This is a genomic window from Mycobacterium sp. 1165196.3, from assembly GCF_001673415.1.
Classification (GTDB): Bacteria; Actinomycetota; Actinomycetes; order Mycobacteriales; family Mycobacteriaceae; genus Mycobacterium; species Mycobacterium europaeum_A.
The window spans coordinates 1-21,986 of record NZ_LZLU01000251.1 but is presented as its reverse complement, the minus strand read 5'-3'; the positions used below and the strand labels follow the sequence as shown (position 1 = coordinate 21,986).

Sequence of the window (21,986 nt, the reverse complement as noted above, 5' to 3'; positions counted from 1 at the left end):
GCACAACGCGACGGATCCGCAAATCATTGCACAGGGCGCCTTTTTGGGGATTTGCGGCCGCGACGACGCGCACGGATTCCTGCCGCTATGCGAGTAGCGGTTTCACCAGGGCGCAGCAGGAGGTATCAACAGCATGACGACGAACTGGGTTCCCGCCCAAACTTCGTGCGGCCCGAACTCCGGCCGCATTCTCGACACCGCGCGGGGCATCCTCATCGGTCTTCGCCGGTGTCCGTCCGACGCCGCACTGGACGAGTTGCACAGCGCGGCAATCCGGCACAAGGTACCGGTATTCGCGATGGCGTGGGCATTGGTCCACCTGGCGGGAGACGGCGAGAAGACCCCGAGCTTCGTCGACGCCCAGTCCGCGGCCCGCCGCGAATGGGGCGCGCTGTTCAAATCCCGCGCGCTTACCTGCTGAGCGCGCACCAAGACGTTGGGGCGGCCGAGCTTTCGAGGGGTAACCCGGCCGCCTCCAACCACAAAAACATCGGCCCGAAAGCGCGTTCGGATGGTGGCGCCCTCGGGCTGCGGCTGCAGTGGCCGACGCGGACGAGGGGGTTGCGGCGCCCACGGATGAACCGTGCCGCGATGCGGTCCGGCCCCGATCCGGGCTACGTGATCACCCTGCTCCGCTGAGCCGGCGTCGAGTGCGAGAATTCTCGTCGTGTCCGCAATCGAGCGTGGGCGGCCGATGGGTCCCGGGCCCAGGCTGCACCGTCCGCGCGGTCCGCTGGCCGACCACATCGAATTCTTCGGGCATTGGCTGCACCGCGGCAGCAGCTACCGGAGCCGGGCGCTGCCACGCGGCGCCGTGACGGTCGTCTTCGACGTCGGCCCCCGGCAGCGGCTGGACTTCTATGCCGCGGACGGCACGACCGAAGAGCGTGTTCCGCCCGCGTTCCTCACCGGACCGCAGAACGTGTCCTATGTGTCGGACATCGCGGCCGACGAGCCCGTCATGGCCATCCATTTCCGGCCCGGTGGCGCTTTTCCGTTTCTGGGCATGTCGCTGGGTGACTTGGCCGGCGCGCCCGTCGGCGTCGACGAGATCTGGGGTGGTGCGGGACGCGAATTGCACGAGCGCCTGATTGAGGCGCCGTCGATCCCGGCCAGGTTCGCCCTGCTCGAGCGATTCATGCTCTCGCGGATGGGCTCGTCGAGACAGCCGAGCCTGGGCGCCGCGTTGGCGGCCATCGAGGCCGATCCCTCGGTGCGGTTGGCCGAACTCCGCCGCCTGACGGGATTGTCGAGCAAGCGGCTCGTCGCGCTGTTTCGCGCCGAGGTGGGTTTGGCGCCAAAGGAGTTCGCCCGCGATCGCCGATTCCAGGCGGCGCTGAGGCGACTGGGCGAGGACGCCGGCGGCGGCGCCCGCATCGCGGCCGACCTGGGCTACTTCGACCAATCCCATCTGGTGCGGGAGTTTCGCGCGTTCAGTGGAATGACGCCGACGTCCTACCGGCGGCGGCGAATCCTGTTGCCGAGCCACGTTCCGTTCGAGCGGCGCAAAAATCCAAGACCGCCCGGTTCGGGGCGCAGATGATGACCACATGGAGGAAACCAGACAAGCCGTAGCGGACACCGGATTTCTGGTCGCTGCGATGCGCGCCGAGGAATCCAAGCGCCCGGACCGGCTCTTCACCGACCCGTTCGCCGACCGCCTGGCCGGCGCGGAAGGTCGCGCGTTGCTCGCCCGGGCCGCGGCGAAGACGGGCGCGTCCTCGCCGCAGATCGCCATCCGCACGCGGTTCTGGGACGAGGCATTGCAGAGGGCGGAGTCGGACGGCATTGCGCAGGTGGTGATCCTCGGGGCGGGCATGGATGCGCGTGCTTACCGGCTGCCGTGGCGCCCCGCCACCACCGTCTACGAAGTCGACCAGCCGCAGGTGATCAGAATCAAGGATCAACGGCTCGCCGGTGAGCGTCCCCGCTGCCGTCGCGTCCCGGTGGGCGTCGACCTGGCTGACGACTGGCCGAAAGCCCTGATCTCTGAAGGGTTTTCCTCGGACGCCCCGGCCGCCTGGCTGGTCGAAGGCCTGCTGCAGTACCTCGACGCCGCCGACGTCGACGTCTTGTTCGCCCGAATAGATGCGTTGTCCGCGCCGGGTTCGCGTGTCTGCTACGACCTGGTCGGCACGGCGCTGCTGGAGGCGGACTTCATGCAGCCCACCCTCGAGTACATGCGGCGCAGCGGCGCGCCGTGGACGTTCGGCACCGACGCGCCGGCCACCCTGATCGAGCGGCACGGCTGGATGGCGGAGGTCACCGACGTCGCCGAGCCCGGCGTGAGGTGGAATCGCTGGGATCATCCGGCCGTCCCGCTGAAAGTGCCCGGCGTACCGCGCGGCTACTTCGTCGAGGCGACGAAGTCCTAGCGCGACAGCGGCGGGCTATTTGGGCGGCGGCAGCTCACGCGGACCGTCGGGCGGGCCCAATTCCGGCGGACCGTCTCGCTTCGTCAGCGCCCGCCGCCGGTCGCGATCCGCGGGCGGGACGGACAGGCGCTCGGCGTCAGGGGCGGCCCGTCCCGGCAGGGACGCGCCCGACCCGCGCCCGGACACCCGGCGCTGCGCCCGCTCGGCGGGGTGGTGTCGCGATGAGGTGACGAATTCCGCCTGGCCCGAGGGTGTTTCGGTGTCGGCGGGGTGATCGGACAGCCGGGTGTCGGAGGCCTCGGAGCTGATCGCCACCTTGCGGGTGCGCTTGAGGGTGAACGTGATCTCTTCGGTTTCCTCGAGGACGCCTTCGAACACCTGGCGCGCGGTGCGTAGCGGCTGGGTGGTGGTGTCGATCACCTTGGCCACGAACGGCGGCACCAGCGGGCGGATCCAGCGGGCGGCGGCCTTGGTGGCGTCCGGAATCGACGGGATCAACGGCGCATGGCGTTCTTGGTGTTGCTCGACCTCGCCGCCCCACGGCTCCGGTGCGGGCAGGTGCTCCGGAAGGTCGGTCTCGGGACCGGCCAAGCCGGCGGCGGGCTCCGGCGCGGGCAGTCGGGTGATGGCCCGGCTGGCCGCCTCGGCTTCGGCGGCGATCGGCAGGTACACGTCGTCGTCGCCCGGCTCGAACTCGCGCTGCGACGGCGCGTGCACCGGAGCATCCAGGGCTTCGGAAACCCGCCGGCGTTGCTGCTCACGGTCGATCTGGGTCTGCGCCTCGACGGCAAGCCGGGCCTGTGTCAATTGGTGCTCGGCCCACAGGATTTCGGCCTCCCGCCGCACCTCGGCCCGTTTGATCGCGATGGCGGTGTCCGCGTCGAGTTCGGCGCGTTCGCGCTCGGCCCGCGAGGTGGTGCGGCGATCGTGCGTGGTCTCACCGCGCCAGCACCCCAGGATCAGCGGCGCCAGGTAGAGCAACACGCAGGCCCCGATCGTCAACAGCCGCAGGCTCATCGCCCCGGCGTCGGCCGCGGTGAGGTCGTTCATCGCCACCCAGCGCGCGCCCAGGCCGCGGTCGGCGTCCGCCACGACACCGTCCCGCGCGTCACGCAGCGCCTGCTCCTGTCGCGAGATCGTGGCGTCCAGCGCCGGCGCCCGGCCGTCGCGCGCGGCGAGGGCGGTGTCCAATTCGTGCTGGGCATCGCCGAGAAGCTCGTTGGCCGTGCGTGTTTCGGGCCCGGCTCCGGGATCGCCGGTGATCCGGGTCTGCGGGCAGCCGGGGGTGGGGTGGTATTCGCAGCGGGCGACGACCAAGGCCTTGTCCTGACGGTCGCGGGCCGCCGCGACGGTGTTGTCGAGTGCCGTGCGGGCGTCCCTGGTCTGCTGCAGGGCCGCCGCTGCCCGCGCCACGGCCGGGGCCGATTCGGCGTGGCGCAACGCCCGTTCGTCGAGCCGGTGGGCGATCGAGCTGGACAGCAGAACGAGCGCCGCGAGTTCACCGACCACGACGCCGACCGCCGCCGCCACCGCGACGCGTCCAATGACACCAGCGCGACTCCGGCCGGGCCCCGGAATGGTGGCGCGGCCGATGGCGCCGACCAGCACACCGAAGACCAAGGTGGCGGGCACCACCGCCGGCAGCGGCCAGGGGGTCGAGCCGGTGACCGCGAGCGTCGCGACCAACCAGGCCAGCATCGCACCGGACAGCGTGACGGCGCCGGCGACCGCGTGAGCGGACCGTTCGTGACGCTCGCCCAGCTCGCGCCGGTGCCCGCCGCCGAGCCAGATGAGCATCCCCGCCGCCCGGGCCAGGCCCGATGGCTGCTCGATCACTTCCTGGGGCATAAGACCGAAAACACCTCCACCATCAAGCCTCGCAGGCCACCGCCCGACACTTCGAATCGAAGCGCCCCGCCTGTGGCGCGCTTCACAGATCCGCGGAACCGACGCGGATCGCCGGCCGCGCATCGCTCGCACCCGCCGGTCCAACGAGGGGGCACCTGACGCGGAATTCCTGCGACGCGAGCAGATCAGCGACCGTTCTGGCAGGTGACATGAGACGGTATAAGCCTATGACGAATCACGATTATGTCACCTACGAGGAGTTCGGCCGCAGGTTCTTCGAGGTCGCCGTCACTCCCGAGCGTGTCGCCGCGGCGTTCGCCGACATCGCCGGCAGCGAGTTCGCCATGGAGCCGATCGCGCAGGGGCCGGGCGGGATCGCCAAGGTCAGTGCCAACGTCAAGATTCAGGAGCCCCGGGTCACGCGCCGGCTGGGCGACACCATCACCTTCGTCATCCACATCCCGCTGTCCATCGATCTGCTGATCGATTTATGGCTCGACAAGCCGCGTTTCGTGGTTTCCGGAGACATTCAGTTGCGGGCGACGGCGCGCGCGGCAGAACCGCTGCTGCTGATCGTCGACGTGGCCAAACCGCGGCCGTCCGACATCACCGTCAATGTCTCGTCGAACTCGATCCGCGGCGAGGTGCTGCGCATCCTGGCGGGCGTGGACGGTGAGATTCGGCGTTTCATCGCCCAGTACGTCGCCGCCGAGATCGACGCGCCCCAGTCGCAGGCGGCGCAAATCATCGACGTGGCCCAGCAGCTGGAGCAGGCCTGGCCCTGACCGGCCGAGCCCACGAATACGCCCGAGGCCGTCGGGGTACCCAGTCAGGGTTGTGCGTCGGTCGCCGGTGGGCGACGGCGCTGCCGATCGCCAGGGGAGGAAGACGTTGGCTCGCGTAGATGTGTCGGTGTCGTCGCAGGTGGAACCGGAAGCGGCGTGGAAGCTGGCGTCCGACCTGGACCGATTCGACGAGTGGATGACGATTTTCGCCGGGTGGCGCGGGCCGGTGCCCGACACCATCGAGAAGGGCACCTGCGTCTCGTCGTGTGTCAAGGTCAAGGGTTTCCGCAACGTGATCCACTGGGAGGTCACCCGCTACGACGAGCCGAAAGCGATTGAGCTGCAGGGCCGCGGCCGCGGCGGTATCCGCCTCACGGTGGCGATGACCGTCACCGACAATCATCCCGGATCGACGTTCCACCTCACCGCCGACCTCGGTGGCGGTCTGCTCAGCGGGCCGGTCGGGGGACTGGTCGCCCGGGTGCTGCGGTCCGACGTGCAGAAATCCGTCAACAACCTGGCTACCCTGCAATAACCGCCCCCGCGGGGTCCGGCGCTAGCGCGCCGGGTGGCTGATCATCCAATGGCGCTCGGCGTCGCGAATTCGCCTGCGGTCCATGGCAAGCCACGACAAACCGGCGCCGAAGGCGAGCATCGCGACGATCGCGGCGGCAACCCCGGCGCCGGCCTGCCCCAGAGCGAAGTTGGCCACACATGCGACGAACGCCAACGCGGCCGCCGCGACCACGAGCAGCCCGGGCGTTTGCCGCGACCCACCCTTGTGCGGGTCAGCGGTCCGACCATGGTCGACAGGGTGGTGCCTCATGGCGTCTCCTCTGCTGTCACTTGGAGTTTCGGCCCGATCTCTTGGAGCTACCCAGCTGGCTATCGGGACAAACGACTTGGCGGAGGTGACGCGCGATACGCCTAGAGCGTCTGGTGGCGGCCGAAGTACTTGTGGTCTTCGCTGTAGCCGCCATAACCGCTACCGATGTCGTGGTAGTCGGCGACGAACTCGATGCCCTTGATCCACTTCACCAGCTTGAAGCCGTGCTGCAATTCGTTGCGCAGCCGCAGCGGCCTACCGTGCATGTAAGGCAGCTGCTGGTCGTTCATGTTGTAGGCCAGCATCGTCATGTGGTGGTCCATCTGGCCGATGTGATGGGCGTTGTAATAGATGCCGCCCGTGGCGCCCAGACCCATCGAATAAAAGACCGCCCACTTCGCTTCCGGGAGCGGTTTGACGATGTCCATGATCGTCTTCATCTGCACGCCACCCCATTTGGCGACGCCCGACCACGCCTGAATGCAGAAGTGCTGGCTGATCTGCTCGTGATAGGGCAGCGCCATCAAGTCCTCGAGGGAGAACTCCATCGGGTGCTCGACCAGTCCGTAGACCTTGAGACGCCAGTCCTTGAAGTCGTCTCGCTCCAGTTCCTTGTACTCGACGGTCTCGGGCAGGCGCCCGTTACGCCAGTGGTGCGGCGAGATGTCCTTCTCGGTGAAGGCACCGGGCTTGGGGTCCAACTGCTCGAGCATCCGCTGGAAGGGACCCACCAGCGCGTAGCCGACCCGCTGCACCACGCGCGGGTGGCGAATGGTGAAGGGAGTGGCCCAAACCCACGCGATCGCGGTCAGCACCATGGCCGCGGCGAAGATGCCGAAGCCGACCCAGCTGTTGTCGTCGCGCGAAGCGAACATGTGGTTGAGGTTTCGCAGTGCCTCGGTGGTCAGAACCATGGTGACGTGCACCAGGATGAAGAACAGGAAATAGACCAGCACCACGAAATGCAGGGACCGCGCGTGCTGAATGCTCAGCCGCTTGCTGAGCCAGTGGACCCGCTGGGACAGCGCGGGCGACATTCCCAGACCGGTGATCAGCGCGGCCGGGGCGGCGATGAACACGGTGGTGAAGTACGACAGCAGCTGCAGGCCGTTGTAGGCGACCCAGCCGTTATCGGTGGGCCAGTCCAGCGACAGGTACTGAATGGCCACCGACGCCGCGTTGGGGAAGACGTCCCAGCTGGTCGGCACGATGTGGCGCCACTGTCCGGTGGCGAACAGCAGCACGTAGAAGACGGCCCCGTTGACCAGCCACAGGACGTCGACGCCCAGATGCCACCAGCGGGCCAGGCCGATGGAGTGCCGGAACCCGGGCAGCCCCAATTGCGGTGGCAACGCGACGGTGTCGGCGTTGGCGGTCCACAGCTCGTCGTCCGGAACGGGCGGACCCACCCGCAGCCACTCGTCCTTGCCCGGGGTGGCGTTGCGGCTGAAGTAGAGCCGGGGATGATCGCAGAGGATCTGGATCCCCGTCCTGATGATGAACATCATCATGAAGAGGTTGAAGAAGTGCGTCCAGCCGATCCAGGCGGGCAGTCCCGGGGGGATGCCGGCGCTGTCCGAGCCGGGGTAGCGGTGGATGAACGACTGCACCGCCGGCATGTTGTGCAAGCCTTTGCCGACCGCGATCCCGGCGATCAGCACGGCAAAGCCGATGGGGATCAACCAGAGCAGGTTGAACCATCGGTCGCGGCCGACGCGCAGTTTGGGGGCGGTGGCCCGCCTGGTGAGATCGAAGCCGCCACCGTAATGCTCCACATCGATGACGTCTTCGGCGGTGTGTATCTCGTTGCGGTAGTCCGGGATGGACGTCAGCGGCGTGCCCACTGCCAGGGTCGATACCGAGCCGCCCTGCGCTGCCCGCCCTCCACCGGTCCCCGCGGAATCAACGGTGTTGGTCACGCGGCCGAAATTACACGAACGCACCTGGATTAATTGGAGTCAATCGGGAACGAAGGCTCTGGTCGCGGTCCGGATCAGGGCGGCGGAACTCCGATGCACGCGTCGAGCGCGCAAAATTCGGCCGGGCCTCGACGGCGTTAGCCGCATCTACCCACGAAACTGCCGATTTTGAGCCGCAGATACGAACCGATGAGTTTTGCTGTGAGTGTGCGCATAATGTGCTGCCAACACGCTAAGCGGGGTCGCGCGGCAGCAGCCGGCGCACCGGGCGGGTCTCGATGGCGTTGACCGTCAACGCCCGGCGGGCGATCCGCCAACCCGCCTGCGTCAACGCGTATTCGTCGTCGTAGCGCAGGTGCCATGCCACGTCCACCAGCTCGTCGTCGCGCTGGTTCCAGTGGTGCGCGACGCACGCGATGCGCCCGCGGGCGGTGCCGGGTCGCCCGGCCGCGTCGTATACCTCACCGACGATCGCGTGCTGGGTGCGCACGACCGCCCCGACGGCCGCGACCGCCGTGCCGATGGCATCCCGGCCGCGATGCGTTTTGTTCGGCCGCAGATCGGCGGGTGGTGCCGGCACCAGCAGCTCGGCGTCGACAGTGAAAAGTTCTGCCACGGCGGCGAATTCGCGGTCGTCGACGTGCGCCGCGTACCGGTGCACCAGATCGCTCAGGGCAGCCCGGTGATCGGCGGAAAGCGTCATGAGCTCAATGACAACCGTTGCGCGCAGGCCGACAACTGATCCTTGGCCTGCTCGATGTCGGTGGTCGGCGGCATGGCCAGCACCAGCCGGTCGGCCCCCTGGTCGGCGAGGGCGGCCGCGCGCTCGGCATCGACCTTGGTGACCGAATGGCCCAGCGACACTTCGAGTGCCGCCGGGTCGCGGCCCGCCGACGACGCCTCGTCGCGCATCAGCGCAAGCAACGACGCGAGTTGCGGACCGGTCACCCCGAGCGGCTGGAAGCCGTCGCCGAGGCGTCCGGCGCGGCGCGCGGCCGCTCGGCTGTGCCCACCGATGTGAATTGGGAGACGTTCGCCCGCAACGGGTTTCGGGTAGCTCATGACGTTCTCGAAGTTGAAGAACTCGCCCGCGAAAGATACCCCCTCGGGCCGCTGCGCCCACAACGCGCGCAGGACGGCCAGCTGCTCGTCGGCCCGCCGGCCCCGGCTGTCGAACTCCACGCCGCAGGCGGCCAGCTCTTCGGAGAGCCAGCCCACCCCGACGCACAGGTGCAGCCGGCCGCCCGACAGGGCGTCGACGGTGGCGGCCCGCTTGGCCAGCACCACCGGGTGGTGATTGGGCAGCACCAACACGCCGGTGGCCAGCCCCAGGCTGCTGGTGTGGCCGGCCAGAAAGGCAAGCAGGTCAAGGGGATCCGGGATGGGGCAGTCTGCCGCCAGGCCGACGCGTCCCGAACTGTCGTAGGGATAGACGCTGTCGTAGCGGGTGAGCAGGACGGTGTGCTCGACAACGACGATCGATTCGAACCCGCAGGCCTCCAGATGGCGCGCGAAGGCCACCATCCAGTCGGGGTCCGCAGTGACACCGTCGGCGACCGGGGCCACCACCGAGACCTTCATGGTTTTCGAAGCTAACGAAGGCATCCCGCCGGTCGATTAGCGGGTCGCGCTTTCGGCCACGGCGGGCGCTATCGCGGCGCGCACGGCTTCGGCGAGCGTGGCGGCCCGGCGGTCGGTGAACACGTCCTCGAGCATCACCGCGCGCCCGTCGGGCCCCGTCAGCGGCACCCTCCAGTTGGGGTATTCGTCGGTGGTGCCGGGCTGATTCTGGGTCCGGCGGTCACCGACGGCGTCCGTCAGCGCCACGCCCAGCAGCCGCGACGGCGTCCTGCCCAGATAGCGGTACAGCGCCACGACGACGCGCTCCGGGTCGTCGTCGCCGTCCTCGAGCAACCCGACCCGGCGCAGCTCGGCCAGCCACGCCGCCAGCTCCGTTCGGTCGGCCTCCTGCTCCTCGTCGACGGGGCGGGTCAGCAGCCCTAACGAATCACGCAGCCGCACATGGTCGCCCGCCAGATAGCCGGCGGTCGGTGGCAGATCGTGCGTGGTGACCGAGGACAGGCAGTACTCGCGCCAGCGCTCCGCCGGCAGCGGGCCACCGGTCCCGTCGCGGTCCAACTCGAACCAGAGGATCGAGGTGCCCAGCAAGCCCCGCAACAAGAGGTAGTCGCGCACCCACGGCTCGACCGTGCCGAGATCCTCACCGACGACGACCGCGCCCGCGCGGTGCGCCTCCAAGGCGACGATGCCGATCATCGCTTCGTGGTCGTACCGCACGTAGGTGCCTTCGGTGGGCGAGGCGCCCCGCGGGATCCACCAGAGCCGGAACAACCCGATGATGTGGTCGATGCGCACCCCGCCGGCGTGCCGCAGCACCGCACGGATCAGCGCGCGAAAGGGCCGATACTCGTGCTCATCCAACCGATCCGGTCGCCACGGCGGCTGCGACCAGTCCTGGCCGAGCTGGTTGAACTCGTCCGGCGGCGCGCCCGCGGTCACGCCCAGCGCCAACACATCCTGCAGCGCCCAGGCGTCGGCACCATTGGGGTGCACCCCGACGGCCAGGTCGTGCATGATGCCCAACGACATGCCGGCCCGGATCGCCTGTGACTGCGCCGCGGCCAGCTGCTCGTCGAGCTGCCACTGCAACCACCGATGGAAATCGATTGTGTCGGAATGCTTTTGGACGAAGGCCGCCACCCCTGACGCGTCCGGGTGCTGCAACGCCTCGGGCCAGGAATGCCAGTCGTCGCCGTGCTTCTCGGCCAGCGCGCACCAGGTGGCGAAGTCGTCCAGCGCGCGGCCCTCCCGGTCGCGGTATGCCGCATAGGACAACTCGCGACCCGCCGACTGCGGTTCTTGGTGCAGTAGCCGCAGCGCCGCCCGCTTGGCCGCCCACGACGCGTCGCGGTCGATGGCGTCGACGTCGCCGGCGCGCTGCTGGACCTCGGAGCGCAGCCGCCGGACCCGGCTGCGCTTGGTCAGGCCGGCGAACTCGGGAATCGCCTCGACATGAAGATAAATCGGATTGACGAAGCGTCGCGATGTCGGCAAATACGGCGACGGCTCCATCGGCTTGGTCGGGGCCGCGGCGTGCAGCGGATTGACCAGCAGGTAGTCGGCGCCGTGCCGGGAGGCCGACCACACCGCGAGGTCGGTCAGATCGGTCAGGTCGCCGACGCCCCACGACTGCCGCGACCGCACGCTGTACAGCTGCGCGGCCAGGCCCCACGCGCGCCGGGCGCCGAGCCGCTCGGGCAACCCCAGCCAATCCGGCGTCACGATCAGCGCGGTGCTGGTCTCGGCGTCACCGGAACGCAGATGCACCCGGTGATAGCCCAGCGGCAGGTCGGCGGGCAGCAGGAAGCTGGCCTCACCCACCCAGCGACCGTCCAGGTCGAACGGCGGGGTGAAGTTGTCGACCTGTGCCACACCGCCGCGCACGGTGCCGTCTTCGAGCTGCAACCACACCTCGGCGGGATCCCCATGGGTGACATGCGCCCAGAACCGGATCTGCTCGCCGGTACGCCCCACGATGGTCGGCGGCAGTTGGCGCGCCCAGTGCGACCGCAGCTTCGCGGTCAGCGCGACGTTGCGCTCTTGCTCGTCGTCGGCCGCCACACCGAGGGCACCCAGCACCGCCTTCAACGTCGCCTCGGCCACCCGCACCCGTCGGCCCGACCAATCCTCGTACTCGGTCGCGACGCCATATCTGCGGGCGAGTTCGATCAGCGACGGAGCGAGTTCAGTCATGACGTCATCTTGCTGCCCGGATTCGGCGGGCGGCGACTCGGACCCGGGGCGAGTTGGCGCATTCTTTGCTGGGCGGTCGCCCGCCATTCATTTGAGGCCACTGCCGGCAATGGCTTCGCGCGCTCGACAGGACGAGCGGGCCCGCGGCGATTACGATGCCTTGAGGAGATCACCAGGCTCCGCTCGGCTCATCCATGGGGGAACGAAACTGCCAGTTCAGTGGCGCGCGTCGGGACCGCCTCTCCTGGCGGCCCGCAGCGGTGGACGGGGCCGGATTCGGGTGCATAAACAGATGTAGAAATGAATGCGCTCCGGCGCCGCGTGGCGAGGTCCGCGCAGGTGCCTTAACGTTGTCATGTAATTCGCGCTGGATCGGTCAAAGGACGATATCCAGGCGCTTCAGCAGACCGGATGGTGAATAAGTGGCGGAAGAGAGTCGCGGGCAACGCGGGTCGGGGTACGGCCTGGGGTTGTCGACCCGGACCCAGGTGACCGGCTACCAGTTCCTTGCGCGCCGCACCGCGATGGCGCTGACCCGGTGGCGCGTCCGCATGGAGGTCGAGCCGGGACGGCGGCAGAACCTGGCCGTGGTGGCATCGATCTCCGCCGCGCTCGTCATCTGCCTGGGCGCGCTGCTCTACTCCTTCATCAGCCCGGCCGGACAGATCAACGAGTCACCGATCATCGCCGACCGCGACTCCGGAGCGCTGTACGTCCGCGTCGGCGAGAAGTTGTACCCCGCGCTGAACCTGGCCTCGGCGCGCCTGATCACCGGTCGGCCGGACAACCCGCACCTGGTCAAATCCAACCAGATCGCCAGCCTGCCGCGCGGCCCGATGGTGGGCATCCCGGGCGCGCCGTCGAGCTTCCACCCGACCAGCCCGGCCGCGTCGTCGTGGTTGGTCTGCGACACCGTGGCGAACTCGACCGGTGCCGGCGCCCCGTCCGGTGTGACGGTGACCGTCATCGACGGCAACCCGGATCTGAGCAACCACCGGCGGGTGCTGACCGGCTCGGACGCGGTGGTGCTGAACTACAGCGGGGACGCGTGGGTGATCCGGGACGGGCGCCGCTCACGCATCGACGGGTCCAACCGGTCGGTGCTGCTGCCGCTGGGACTGACCCCCGAACAGGTCAGCATGGCCAAGCCGATGAGCCGCGCCCTCTACGACGCGCTGCCGGTCGGGCCGGAACTGACCGTGCCGCAGATTCAGAACGCGGGCGCGGGGGCGTCGTTCCCGAACGCGCCCGGCCCGATCGGCACGGTGATCGTCACCCCGCAAATCAGTGGGCCGCAACAGTATTCGTTGGTGTTGGCCGACGGCGTGCAGACCCTGCCGCCGTTGGTGGCCCAGATCCTGCAGAACGCCGGACCGGGCAACACCAAACCGGTGACCGTGGAGCCGTCCGCGCTGGCGAAGATGCCGGTGGTCAACAAGCTCGACCTGTCGTCGTACCCGGACGCGCCGCTGAACGTGATGGACATCCGGGAGAACCCGGCGACCTGCTGGTGGTGGCAGAAGACCTCCGGTGAGAACCGGGCCCGCGTGCAGGTCATCTCCGGCGCGACCATTCCGGTCGAGCAGAAGGACGTCAACCGGGTGGTGTCGCTGGTCAAGGCGGACACCACCGGGCGCGAAGCCGACCAGGTCTTCTTCGGGCCCGACTACGCGAACTTCGTGGCCGTCACCGGAAACGACCCGGGAGCCAAGACCACCGAATCGCTGTGGTGGCTCACGGACGCGGGCGCCCGCTTCGGGGTCGACGACACCCGCGAGGTGCGAGAAGCGTTGGGCCTCAAGACGAAACCGGGCCTGGCGCCGTGGGTGGCGCTGCGGCTGCTCCCGCAAGGGCCGACGTTGTCGCGGGCGGATGCGCTGGTGGAGCACGACACGCTACCGATGGATATGTCCCCAGGAGAGTTGGCGGTACCGAAGTGAAACGTGGATTTGCGCGGCCGACGCCGGAGAAGCCTCCGGTAATCAAGCCGGAGAACATCGTCCTCCCGACGCCGCTGAGCATCCCGCCGCCGGAGGGCAAGCCATGGTGGATCGTGGTGGTCGGCGTCGTGGTGGTCGGTCTGCTGATCGGCATGGTCGCCATGACCTTCGCCAGCGGCTCGCACGTGTTCGGCGGCGCCGGCTCGATCTTCCCGATCTTCATGATCGGTGGCGTCGCGATGATGATGTTCGGCGGCCGGTTCGGCGGCCAGCAGCAGATGAGCCGCCCCAAGCTGGACTCGATGCGCGCCCAGTTCATGCTGATGTTGGACATGCTGCGCGAGACCGCCCACGAGTCGGCCGACAGCATGGACGCCAACTACCGGTGGTTCCACCCGGCGCCCACCACGCTGGCCGCCGCCGTCGGGTCGTCGCGGATGTGGGAACGCAAGCCCGACGGCAAGGACCTGAACTTCGGCGTGGTCCGCGTCGGCGTCGGCATGACCCGCCCCGAGGTGACCTGGGGTGAGCCCCAGAACATGCCCACCGACATCGAGCTGGAGCCGGTGACCGGCAAGGCGCTGCAGGAATTCGGTCGCTATCAAAGCGTCGTCTACAACCTGCCCAAGATGATCTCGGTGCTCGTCGAGCCCTGGTACTCGCTGGTCGGAGACCGCGAGCAGGTGGCGGGGCTGATGCGGGCGATCATCTGCCAGCTGGCCTTCTCGCACGGGCCCGACCACATGCGGATGATCGTGGTCAGTTCCAACGTGGACGAATGGGACTGGGTGAAATGGCTGCCGCACTTCGGTGACCCGCGCCGCCAGGACGCCGCGGGCAACGCCCGGATGGTGTACAGCTCGGTGCGCGAGTTCGCCGCCGAGCAGGCCGAATTGTTCGCCGGCCGTGGTTCTTTCACGCCCCGGCACGCCAGCTCGTCTGCCCAGACCCCGACGCCGCACACCGTGATCATCGCCGATGCCGTTGACCCGCAATGGGAGTACGTGATCAGCGGCGAAGGTGTCGACGGGGTGACGTTCTTCGACCTCACCGGCTCGGCGATGTGGAGTGCGGTCCCGGAGCGCACCCTGCGCTTCGACGAGAAGGGTGTGATCGAGACCCTGCCCCGCGACCGCGACACCTGGATGGTGATCGACGAGAAGCCCTGGTTCTTCGCGCTCACCGACCACATCAGCACCGCCGAGGCCGAGGAGTTCGCGCAAAAGCTGGCGCGCTGGCGGCTCGCCGAGGCGTACGAGGAGATCGGCCAGCGGGTGGCGCACATCGGCGCCCGAGACATCCTGTCCTACTACGGAATCGACGATCCCGGCCGCATCGACTTCGAGGCGCTGTGGGGCAGCCGCAACGACACGATGGGCCGGTCGCGGTTGCGGGCGCCGTTCGGTGTTCGCTCCGACAACGGCGAGCTGCTGTTCCTGGACATGAAATCGCTGGACGAAGGTGGCGACGGCCCCCACGGTGTCATGTCCGGTACGACCGGTTCGGGTAAATCCACCCTGGTGCGTACCGTGATCGAGTCGCTGATGCTCAGCCACCCGCCGGAGGAGCTGCAGTTCGTGCTGGCCGACCTCAAGGGTGGGTCGGCGGTCAAGCCGTTCGCCGGCGTGCCGCACGTGTCCCGGATCATCACCGACCTGGAAGAAGACCAGGCGCTGATGGAGCGCTTCCTGGACGCACTGTGGGGTGAGATCGCCCGCCGCAAGGCGATCTGCGACAGCGCCGGCGTCGACGACGCCAAGGAATACAACTCGGTGCGCAGCCGGATGCGGGCGCGTGGCCAGGACATGGCCCCGCTGCCGATGCTCGTGGTCGTCATCGACGAGTTCTACGAATGGTTCCGCATCATGCCGACGGCGGTCGACGTCCTCGACTCGATCGGCCGGCAGGGCCGCGCGTACTGGATCCACCTGATGATGGCGTCGCAGACCATCGAGAGCCGTGCCGAAAAGCTCATGGAGAACATGGGTTACCGGTTGGTGCTGAAGGCGCGTACCGCCGGTGCGGCGCAGGCCGCCGGCGTGCCGAACGCGGTCAACCTGCCCGCCCAGGCCGGTCTGGGCTACTTCCGCCGCAGCCTGGAGGACATCACCCGGTTCCAGGCCGAATTCCTGTGGCGGGACTACTTCCCGCGCGGGCTGACCGACGACGGAGAAGAGGCGCCGGCGCTGGTGCACAGCATCGATTACGTCCGTCCGCAGCTGTTCACCAACTCGTTCACCCCGCTGGAAGTCAGCGTCGGGGGACCCGAGGTCATCGCGCCCGCCATCCCCGCCGACGGCTTGCCGGTCGAGGTCGAGGGCGGCGATGACGACGACGCCGAAGGGATCAGGACGCCCAAGGTCGGTACCGTCATCATCGACCAGCTGCGCAAGATCGACTTCCAGCCCTACCGGCTGTGGCAGCCGCCGCTGAACCAGCCCGTCGCCATCGACGAACTGGTGAACCGGTTCCTCGGCCGCCCTTGGCAGCAGGACTACGGCACCGCTCAGGACCTGGTGTTCCCGATCGGGATCATCGACCGCCCCTTCAAGCACGACCAGCCGCCGTGGACGGTCGACACGTCGGGCCCGGGCGCCAACGTGCTGATCCTGGGCGCCGGTGGTTCGGGCAAGACGACGGCGCTGCAGACGCTGATCTGCTCGGCGGCGCTGACCCACACGCCCGAGCAGATCCAGTTCTACTGCCTGGCCTACAGCAGCACCGCGCTGACGACGGTCGCCCGCCTGCCGCACGTCGGTGAGGTGGCCGGCCCGACCGACCCGTACGGCGTTCGCCGCACGGTGGCCGAACTGCTGGCCCTGGTGCGGGAGCGCAAGCGCAGCTTCCTCGAGTACGGGATCGCCTCGATGGAGGTGTTCCGGCGGCGCAAGTTCGGCAACGAGCCCGGCCCGGTCCCCAACGACGGGTTCGGCGACGTCTACCTGGTGGTCGACAACTACCGGGCGCTGGCCGAGGAAAACGAGGTGCTGATCGAGCAGGTCAACGTGATCATCAACCAGGGCCCCTCGTTCGGGGTGCACGTGGTGGTCACCGCCGACCGCGAATCGGAGCTGCGGCCGCCGGTGCGCAGCGGTTTCGGGTCCCGGGTCGAGCTGCGGCTGGCCGCCGTGGAAGACGCCAAGCTGGTGCGTTCGCGGTTCGCCAAGGACGTTCCGGTCAAGCCGGGTCGCGGCATGGTCGCGGTCAACTACGTGCGCCTCGACGCCGACCCGCAGTCCGGTCTGCACACCCTGGTGGCGCGGCCGGCGCTGGCCAGCACGCCGGACAATCGGTTCGAGTCCGACAGCATCGTCGAAGCCGTCAGCCGGATCGCCAGCGGCCAGGCGCCGCCGGTGCGCCGACTGCCGGCCACCTTCGGCGTGGAACAGCTTCGGGAGCTGGCCGCACACGACACCCGTCAGGGCGTCGGTGCGGGCGGAATCGCTTGGGCCATCTCGGAATTGGACCTGTCGCCGGTGTATCTCAACTTCGCCGAGAACGCGCACCTGATGGTGACCGGCCGGCGCGAGTGTGGGCGCACCACGACGCTGGCCACCATCATGTCCGAGATCGGGCGGCTGTACGCGCCGGGAGCGACCAGCGCCCCGCCGCCGCCGGCGGGCCAGCCCTCGGCCCAGGTGTGGCTGGTCGACCCGCGCCGTCAGCTGCTGACCACGCTCGGCGCCGACTACGTGGAGAAATTCGCCTACAACCTCGATGGCGTGCAGGCGATGATGGGTGAACTGGCCGCGGTCCTGGCCGGCCGCGAGCCGCCGCCGGGGTTGTCGGCCGAAGAGTTGTTGTCGCGCAACTGGTGGAGCGGACCGGAGATCTTCTTGATCGTCGACGACATCCAGCAGCTGCCCGCGGGCTTCGATTCGCCGCTGCACAAGGCCGCCCCCTGGGTGACCCGGGCCGCCGACGTCGGCCTGCACGTGATCGTCACGCGCACGTTCGGTGGTTGGTCGTCGGCCGGCAGCGACCCGATGTTGCGGGCCCTGGCCCAGGCCAACGCCCCGCTGCTGGTGATGGACGCCGACCCGGACGAGGGATTCATCCGCGGCAAGATGAAGGGTGGCCCGCTGCCCCGTGGTCGAGGCCTGCTGATGGCCGAGGACACCGGTGTGTTCGTCCAGGTCGCCGCGACCGAGCTGCGCAAGTAGGGCCCGAGTAGGTACCGGCCGCTGCGCCGGGGCTGACCGGTCACACCGGGAGTCAGCCCCAGCGCAGCGGCAATTCCTTGAGCGCGAAGCTCTTCGACGGGTAATTGATGACGGGGGAGTAGCCCTCGGGCAGCTCGAAATCCGGAATCTGGGTGAGCCATTCCGCGACGATCACCGTCAGCTCGATGCGCGCCAGGTGAGAGCCCAGGCAGCGATGCGGTCCGCCGCCAAAGCCCCAGTGGCGGTGGACTTTTCCGTCCATGTTGAGCTCGTTGGTGGACATCGCGTCGCTGTCGTCGCGGTTGACCGCGGCCATACACAGCCGCACCGACGTGCCCGGCGGCAGCGTCATGCCGCCGACCTCGACGAACTCGGTGGTGACCCGCGGTGCCACGGGCGCCGACGGCTCGAGGCGGACGATCTCCTCGATGAAGACCCGGATCTGCTTGGGGTTGTCGCGCAGCTCCTTGCGCAACTGCGGTCTGCGGGCCAATTCGAACAGCGAGAACCCGATCGCCGCGGTCACGGTGTCCAGACCGGCCAGGATCAGCAGATGGGTCATGCCGAGCAGTTCGAGGTCGGTGAAGTTGCCCTTGCCGGTGATCACCTGCGACAGCATGTCCGACTGCGGGTTTTGCCGGCGCTGGGCGATGACGTCGGCCAGGTACGCCAGCAACTGCTCGGATTTCTCTATGTCGCTCTGGGTGACGAAGGGCTTGTCGCTGACGACGGCGTCCTTCCAATCGATGAGCCGGTCACGATCCTCGACCGGCAGACCGTAGAGGTCCAGGAACACCTGAAACGGGTAGAGGTTGGCGAAGTCTGCCATCGCCTCGCACTCGCCCCGCCCGGCCAGCGCCGCGATCATCTCGCTGGCGTGGCGCTGCAGCACCGGGCGTGATTTGCCCAACGCGTGCGGGCTGAAGTACGGCTGCAGGATCTGGCGGTAGCGGGTGTGTTGCGGCGGATCGTAAGCCAACGGCAGCACCGGCAAGGGGTGGCCGGGCGGCTGCAGGATCGTCGACGAAAACACCTTGGTGTTGCGCAGGGCGGCCAGCACATCCTCGCGGCGGGTGATGTAGTAGTGGCCGTTCATGAACACGACGGGTCCGGCGTCGCGCAGCGTCTTCCAACCCAGACCCCGGTCCTCGGTCATCGGCAACGTGGCGAAATCAAGGCGGGGCAGGTAGAACGACCCTTGCTGGCCCTCGCTCATGCGCTTCGATCTCCGGTTGTCTGTCTTGGGTGAAATAGCTCCGACGCGAGTGCGTCAATGTCGGAATTCGTCGATACCAACACCTGGCGGCACATCAATATTGCATCGGTTCGTCAATATCGCATGCGGGGCAACGGAACACGGATCCGCCCGCCCGGGCTGAACCGGGTTTGGGCGCGAAAGCGATCGGCGAACACCTCCGACACTGTACCGACCGACTAATCTGGGGACCGCACCGTGAAGTGCGAGCTCGCCTGCTTGCGAAGACGTTTACGGCCGCGCCGTGCCGGCTAGGGAGGAAGCCTCGTGAGGGTTCGTCTGGACCAGTCGAAATGTGTTGGCCACGCCCAGTGCTACGCCGTCGACCCAGACCTGTTCCCGATCGACGAGTCCGGCTATTCGATCCTCGAGGAGCACGAAGTCAGGCCCGAGGACGAGCAATCGACACGCGACGGCGTCGCATCGTGCCCCGAGATGGCGCTGATCCTCGAAGAGGACTGACGCCTCGACCGCCCGAGAAGACCGGGCGGTGCCGCCGTGGGCGTTAAGCAAACGGCGAGTGAACAATCCATTGCCGTGTATGAACTCCCGCCGACCGGGAATGAACAGTGGCTGGCCATTGATGAACAGGTGCCTTTGCGTGTCGGTGTTTGCTTCATAACGAACTAATCTCAGTGCCGGGCGGCAGTTCGGGCACACGCGAGCTGTCGCTCGGTTGCTGATAGCGGGAGATTAGCCGAGGCAGAAGGTGCATGTCTTTCCTGACCAGACATCCGAGAAGCGCGGTGGCAGACCAGCTTTGCGGACGCGGTCCACTGGTCAGCATGCGCCGGCCCGCCCGGCTGATGGGGTTGCGGGGCGAAGGGGCTCCGTTGGTGACTCCCGTGGGTGCAGCGGCCAACCGGTGGCGTCGTCTACAGAGCCGTGACCACGGCCACCACTGATTCCTACGTGACAGCCGAGATCGCCTGCGGTCCCGGCCGACTGAGGAGGACACGGTGTTTGACTTCGCGGCGTTACCGCCCGAAATCAATTCCGGTCGCATGTATGCGGGTCCGGGGTCGGGGCCGATGATGGCCGCCGCCGCTGCCTGGGACGAGATTGCGGCGGAATTGGGTGTAGCGGCCAGCGGCTACAACTCGGTGGTTACCGAGCTCACCAGCGGGCCATGGGTGGGACCGGCGTCGATGTCGATGGTCGCGGCGATCACCCCGTTCGTGAGCTGGCTCACCGCCATGGCCGCGCAGGCCGAGGAGACGGCGGGGCAGGGCCGGGCCGCCGCGGCGGCCTTCGAGGCGGCGTTCGCGATGACGGTGCCGCCGCCGGTGATCGCCGCCAACCGGGTGCTGCTGGCGACCCTGGTCGCGACGAACTTCTTCGGGCAGAACACCCCGGCGATCGCGGCCACCGAGGCGCAGTACATGGAGATGTGGGCGCAAGACGCCGGGGCCATGATGGCTTATGCCGCTGCGTCGGCGACCGCGTCGGTGCTGACCCCGTTCGCGACGCCGCCCAACACCACCACGCCCGAGGCCGACTCCAACCAGGCCGCCGCGGTCGCCAAGGCGGTTGCGGAGCCGGCGGGCAACACCGCGCAGACGACCTCCCAGCTGGCTTCCCCACAAGCGTTGTCCGCCAGCACAACTCAAGCGGCGACCCAAACGAGCGCGGCCACCTCGAATCCGGGACTGCTGTCGAGCACCCTTCAGGACCTCTTGAATTCGGGGCTACCCACCCCGGACAACAACTACCTGGGGCTGAATCCCACGCTCTACACCGTGCTGCTCAAGCAGAACACCGGTCTTGCCTACTTCTCGAACGGCATCGTGGCCTTCTGGTCGCAGCTCGCCCAGCAGTTGGTCTCCGGTCCCGGTGGTAGCACGGCCGGTGCCGGTGGTGCCTGGTATCCCACGCCGCAGTTCGCGAGCCTGGGGCTGGGCAACCTGGGCGGGGTGGGCCACGTGAGCGCGATCTCCGCCGGGACGGGGCAGGCCGCGCGGGTCGGGATGCTCTCGGTTCCCCAGCACTGGGCGACGCTGACCTCGTCGGTGACCCCGGCGGCGATGTCCGAGGAGGTCACTCCCATCGAGGCCGCGGTGGCGAACGGTGGAGCGAATTCACCGGCCAACGGCCTGCTGCGCGGCATGCCGGTCGGGTCGGTCGGGCGGCGCGGCGCGGCGGCCGGGTACGTCAACAAATACGGGTTCCGCTACAGCGTGCTGACCCGGCCACCCTCGGCCGGATAACCACCAGCCCAGATGAGTCCCACGGAAGGGGAAGGAAGCTAGATGTCTTTCGTGACCACGCAGCCCGAGGCGTTGGCAGCCGCAGCGGGCAACCTGCAAACCATCGGCTCAACGCTGAGCGCCCAGAACGCCGCCGCCGCGGCCCCGACGACGGGGGTGGTGCCGGCCGCTGCCGACGAGGTGTCGGCACTCACGGCGGCGCAGTTCGCGGCGCACGCCCAGATGTACCAGGCCGTCAGCGCGCAAGCGGCGGCGATCCACGAAATGTTCGTCAACACCCTGAGCACCAGCTCCGGGTCCTACGCGGTGACTGAGGCGGCCAACGCGGCCGCGACTGGTTAAGGAGTCGATGATGTTGGATTTCGGAGCACTTCCGCCGGAGATCAATTCGGCGCGGATCTATGCCGGTCCGGGTTCGGAGTCGTTTACCACCGCGGCGTCGGCGTGGAATGCGATTGCCGCGGAGTTGCAGTCGGCCGCGTTGAGTTACCAGAACGTGGTGACTCAGCTGTCGAGCGAGGAGTGGACGGGGACCGCCTCGGCGGCGATGGTGCAGGCGGCGACTCCGTATGCGGAGTGGTTGAGCATCACCGCGGCCCAGGCCGAGGAGGCGGCCACGCAGGCCAATGCCGCCGCGGCGGCGTTTGAGACGGCGTTCTCCTCGGTGGTGCCCCCGCCCGTGATCGCGAGCAACCGCGCCCTGGTTCAGCAGTTGATCCAGACCAACGTGCTGGGGCAGAACACGGGCACGATCGCGCAGCTGGAGGCGCAGTACGGCGAGTACTGGGCGCAGGACGCGGCCGCGATGTACAGCTATGCGGGCCAGTCGGCCTCGGCGACGAAGGTGGCGCAGTTCCAGAAGGCGCCGGAGGTCACCAACCCGTCGGGTCAGGC

General features: G+C 68.4%; 18 protein-coding genes. 11 read left to right on the top strand and 7 right to left on the bottom strand.

Features of this window, described 5'->3' with window-relative positions:
* Positions 1-133: 133 nt before the first annotated feature.
* From A5659_RS24335 to A5659_RS24325, 3 genes are all read left to right on the top strand, one after another.
* Positions 134-421 carry an ANTAR domain-containing protein gene (locus tag A5659_RS24335; RefSeq protein ID WP_066861389.1) on the top strand — a complete coding sequence of 96 codons (288 nt, stop codon included), beginning with the start codon at positions 134-136 and terminating at the stop codon, positions 419-421.
* Positions 422-694: 273 nt separating this feature from the next.
* Positions 695-1,543 carry an AraC family transcriptional regulator gene (locus tag A5659_RS24330; protein ID WP_067184836.1) on the top strand — a complete coding sequence of 283 codons (849 nt, stop codon included), beginning with the start codon at positions 695-697 and terminating at the stop codon, positions 1,541-1,543.
* Between the two features lie 7 nt (positions 1,544-1,550).
* Positions 1,551-2,375 (top strand): SAM-dependent methyltransferase, encoded by an 825-nt coding sequence (locus A5659_RS24325; protein ID WP_067137980.1) that lies wholly within the window; start codon positions 1,551-1,553, stop codon positions 2,373-2,375.
* Positions 2,376-2,390: 15 nt separating this feature from the next.
* Here A5659_RS24325 and A5659_RS24320 read toward each other — a convergent pair whose 3' ends face one another.
* The gene (locus A5659_RS24320) at positions 2,391-4,223 is read right to left on the bottom strand and encodes a DUF4407 domain-containing protein (protein WP_067184831.1); all 1,833 of its coding nucleotides are present in this window, start codon (positions 4,221-4,223) and stop codon (positions 2,391-2,393) included.
* 227 nt (positions 4,224-4,450) lie between these two features.
* On the opposite strand from A5659_RS24320, the gene A5659_RS24315 reads away from it, so the two are divergent.
* Positions 4,451-5,008, top strand: a complete 558-nt coding sequence (locus tag A5659_RS24315; RefSeq protein WP_066880707.1) for a hypothetical protein — start codon at positions 4,451-4,453, stop codon at positions 5,006-5,008.
* A 106-nt stretch (positions 5,009-5,114) separates the two neighbouring features.
* Positions 5,115-5,543, top strand: coding sequence for an SRPBCC family protein (locus A5659_RS24310; RefSeq protein ID WP_197498191.1), 429 nt, complete (start codon positions 5,115-5,117; stop codon positions 5,541-5,543).
* A 21-nt stretch (positions 5,544-5,564) separates the two neighbouring features.
* On the opposite strand, the gene A5659_RS24305 is transcribed toward A5659_RS24310, so the two are convergent.
* The 5 genes from A5659_RS24305 to malQ all read right to left on the bottom strand — a co-directional run bounded on the left by A5659_RS24305 (position 5,565) and on the right by malQ (position 11,527).
* Positions 5,565-5,834 (bottom strand): hypothetical protein, encoded by a 270-nt coding sequence (locus tag A5659_RS24305; protein ID WP_067184828.1) that lies wholly within the window; start codon positions 5,832-5,834, stop codon positions 5,565-5,567.
* A gap of 101 nt (positions 5,835-5,935) precedes the next feature.
* Positions 5,936-7,678 carry a molybdopterin-dependent oxidoreductase gene (locus A5659_RS24300; protein WP_066861404.1) on the bottom strand — a complete coding sequence of 581 codons (1,743 nt, stop codon included), beginning with the start codon at positions 7,676-7,678 and terminating at the stop codon, positions 5,936-5,938.
* A gap of 307 nt (positions 7,679-7,985) precedes the next feature.
* A complete protein-coding gene (locus tag A5659_RS24295) occupies positions 7,986-8,456 on the bottom strand; it encodes a nuclear transport factor 2 family protein (RefSeq protein WP_067184824.1) in 471 nt (156 codons plus the stop codon).
* Positions 8,453-9,334 (bottom strand): LLM class F420-dependent oxidoreductase, encoded by an 882-nt coding sequence (locus A5659_RS24290; RefSeq protein ID WP_067184821.1) that lies wholly within the window; start codon positions 9,332-9,334, stop codon positions 8,453-8,455. Before A5659_RS24290 ends, A5659_RS24295 begins: the two co-directional genes overlap by 4 nt.
* Positions 9,335-9,370: 36 nt before the next feature.
* Positions 9,371-11,527, bottom strand: a complete 2,157-nt coding sequence (malQ, locus tag A5659_RS24285) for a 4-alpha-glucanotransferase (protein WP_067184818.1) — start codon at positions 11,525-11,527, stop codon at positions 9,371-9,373.
* A gap of 422 nt (positions 11,528-11,949) precedes the next feature.
* On the opposite strand from malQ, the gene eccB reads away from it, so the two are divergent.
* Positions 11,950-13,467 (top strand): type VII secretion protein EccB, encoded by a 1,518-nt coding sequence (eccB, locus tag A5659_RS24280; RefSeq protein ID WP_066861415.1) that lies wholly within the window; start codon positions 11,950-11,952, stop codon positions 13,465-13,467.
* Positions 13,464-17,630 carry a type VII secretion protein EccCa gene (gene eccCa, locus A5659_RS24275; RefSeq protein ID WP_066861418.1) on the top strand — a complete coding sequence of 1,389 codons (4,167 nt, stop codon included), beginning with the start codon at positions 13,464-13,466 and terminating at the stop codon, positions 17,628-17,630. Before eccB ends, eccCa begins: the two co-directional genes overlap by 4 nt.
* Before the next feature lie 52 nt (positions 17,631-17,682).
* Here the strand turns inward: eccCa and A5659_RS24270 are convergent, their stop codons facing one another.
* A complete protein-coding gene (locus A5659_RS24270) occupies positions 17,683-18,846 on the bottom strand; it encodes a cytochrome P450 (protein WP_066861421.1) in 1,164 nt (387 codons plus the stop codon).
* A 306-nt stretch (positions 18,847-19,152) separates the two neighbouring features.
* On the opposite strand from A5659_RS24270, the gene A5659_RS24265 reads away from it, so the two are divergent.
* From A5659_RS24265 to A5659_RS24250, 4 genes are all read left to right on the top strand, one after another.
* Positions 19,153-19,347 (top strand): ferredoxin, encoded by a 195-nt coding sequence (locus A5659_RS24265; RefSeq protein WP_066861425.1) that lies wholly within the window; start codon positions 19,153-19,155, stop codon positions 19,345-19,347.
* 497 nt (positions 19,348-19,844) lie between these two features.
* A complete protein-coding gene (locus tag A5659_RS24260; RefSeq protein ID WP_067019981.1) occupies positions 19,845-21,092 on the top strand; it encodes a PPE family protein in 1,248 nt (415 codons plus the stop codon).
* A 42-nt stretch (positions 21,093-21,134) separates the two neighbouring features.
* Entirely contained in the window at positions 21,135-21,434 is a 300-nt protein-coding gene (locus tag A5659_RS24255; RefSeq protein ID WP_067019979.1) for a PE family protein, read from the top strand.
* Positions 21,435-21,441: 7 nt separating this feature from the next.
* The coding region (locus A5659_RS24250; RefSeq protein ID WP_304441598.1) for a PPE family protein at positions 21,442-21,986 on the top strand (545 nt) is incomplete at its 3' end.

Excerpts from the sequence above, each read along its gene's own strand:
- A5659_RS24335 (WP_066861389.1), top strand. The coding sequence starts at position 134 with ATGACGACGAACTGGGTTCCCGCCCAAACTTCGTGCGGCCCGAACTCC.
- A5659_RS24330 (WP_067184836.1), top strand. The coding sequence starts at position 695 with ATGGGTCCCGGGCCCAGGCTGCACCGTCCGCGCGGTCCGCTGGCCGAC.
- A5659_RS24325 (WP_067137980.1), top strand. The coding sequence starts at position 1,551 with ATGGAGGAAACCAGACAAGCCGTAGCGGACACCGGATTTCTGGTCGCT.
- A5659_RS24320 (WP_067184831.1), bottom strand. The coding sequence starts at position 4,223 with ATGCCCCAGGAAGTGATCGAGCAGCCATCGGGCCTGGCCCGGGCGGCG.
- A5659_RS24315 (WP_066880707.1), top strand. The coding sequence starts at position 4,451 with ATGACGAATCACGATTATGTCACCTACGAGGAGTTCGGCCGCAGGTTC.
- A5659_RS24305 (WP_067184828.1), bottom strand. The coding sequence starts at position 5,834 with ATGAGGCACCACCCTGTCGACCATGGTCGGACCGCTGACCCGCACAAG.
- A5659_RS24295 (WP_067184824.1), bottom strand. The coding sequence starts at position 8,456 with ATGACGCTTTCCGCCGATCACCGGGCTGCCCTGAGCGATCTGGTGCAC.
- A5659_RS24290 (WP_067184821.1), bottom strand. The coding sequence starts at position 9,334 with ATGAAGGTCTCGGTGGTGGCCCCGGTCGCCGACGGTGTCACTGCGGAC.
- malQ (WP_067184818.1), bottom strand. The coding sequence starts at position 11,527 with ATGACTGAACTCGCTCCGTCGCTGATCGAACTCGCCCGCAGATATGGC.
- A5659_RS24270 (WP_066861421.1), bottom strand. The coding sequence starts at position 18,846 with ATGAGCGAGGGCCAGCAAGGGTCGTTCTACCTGCCCCGCCTTGATTTC.
- A5659_RS24255 (WP_067019979.1), top strand. The coding sequence starts at position 21,135 with ATGTCTTTCGTGACCACGCAGCCCGAGGCGTTGGCAGCCGCAGCGGGC.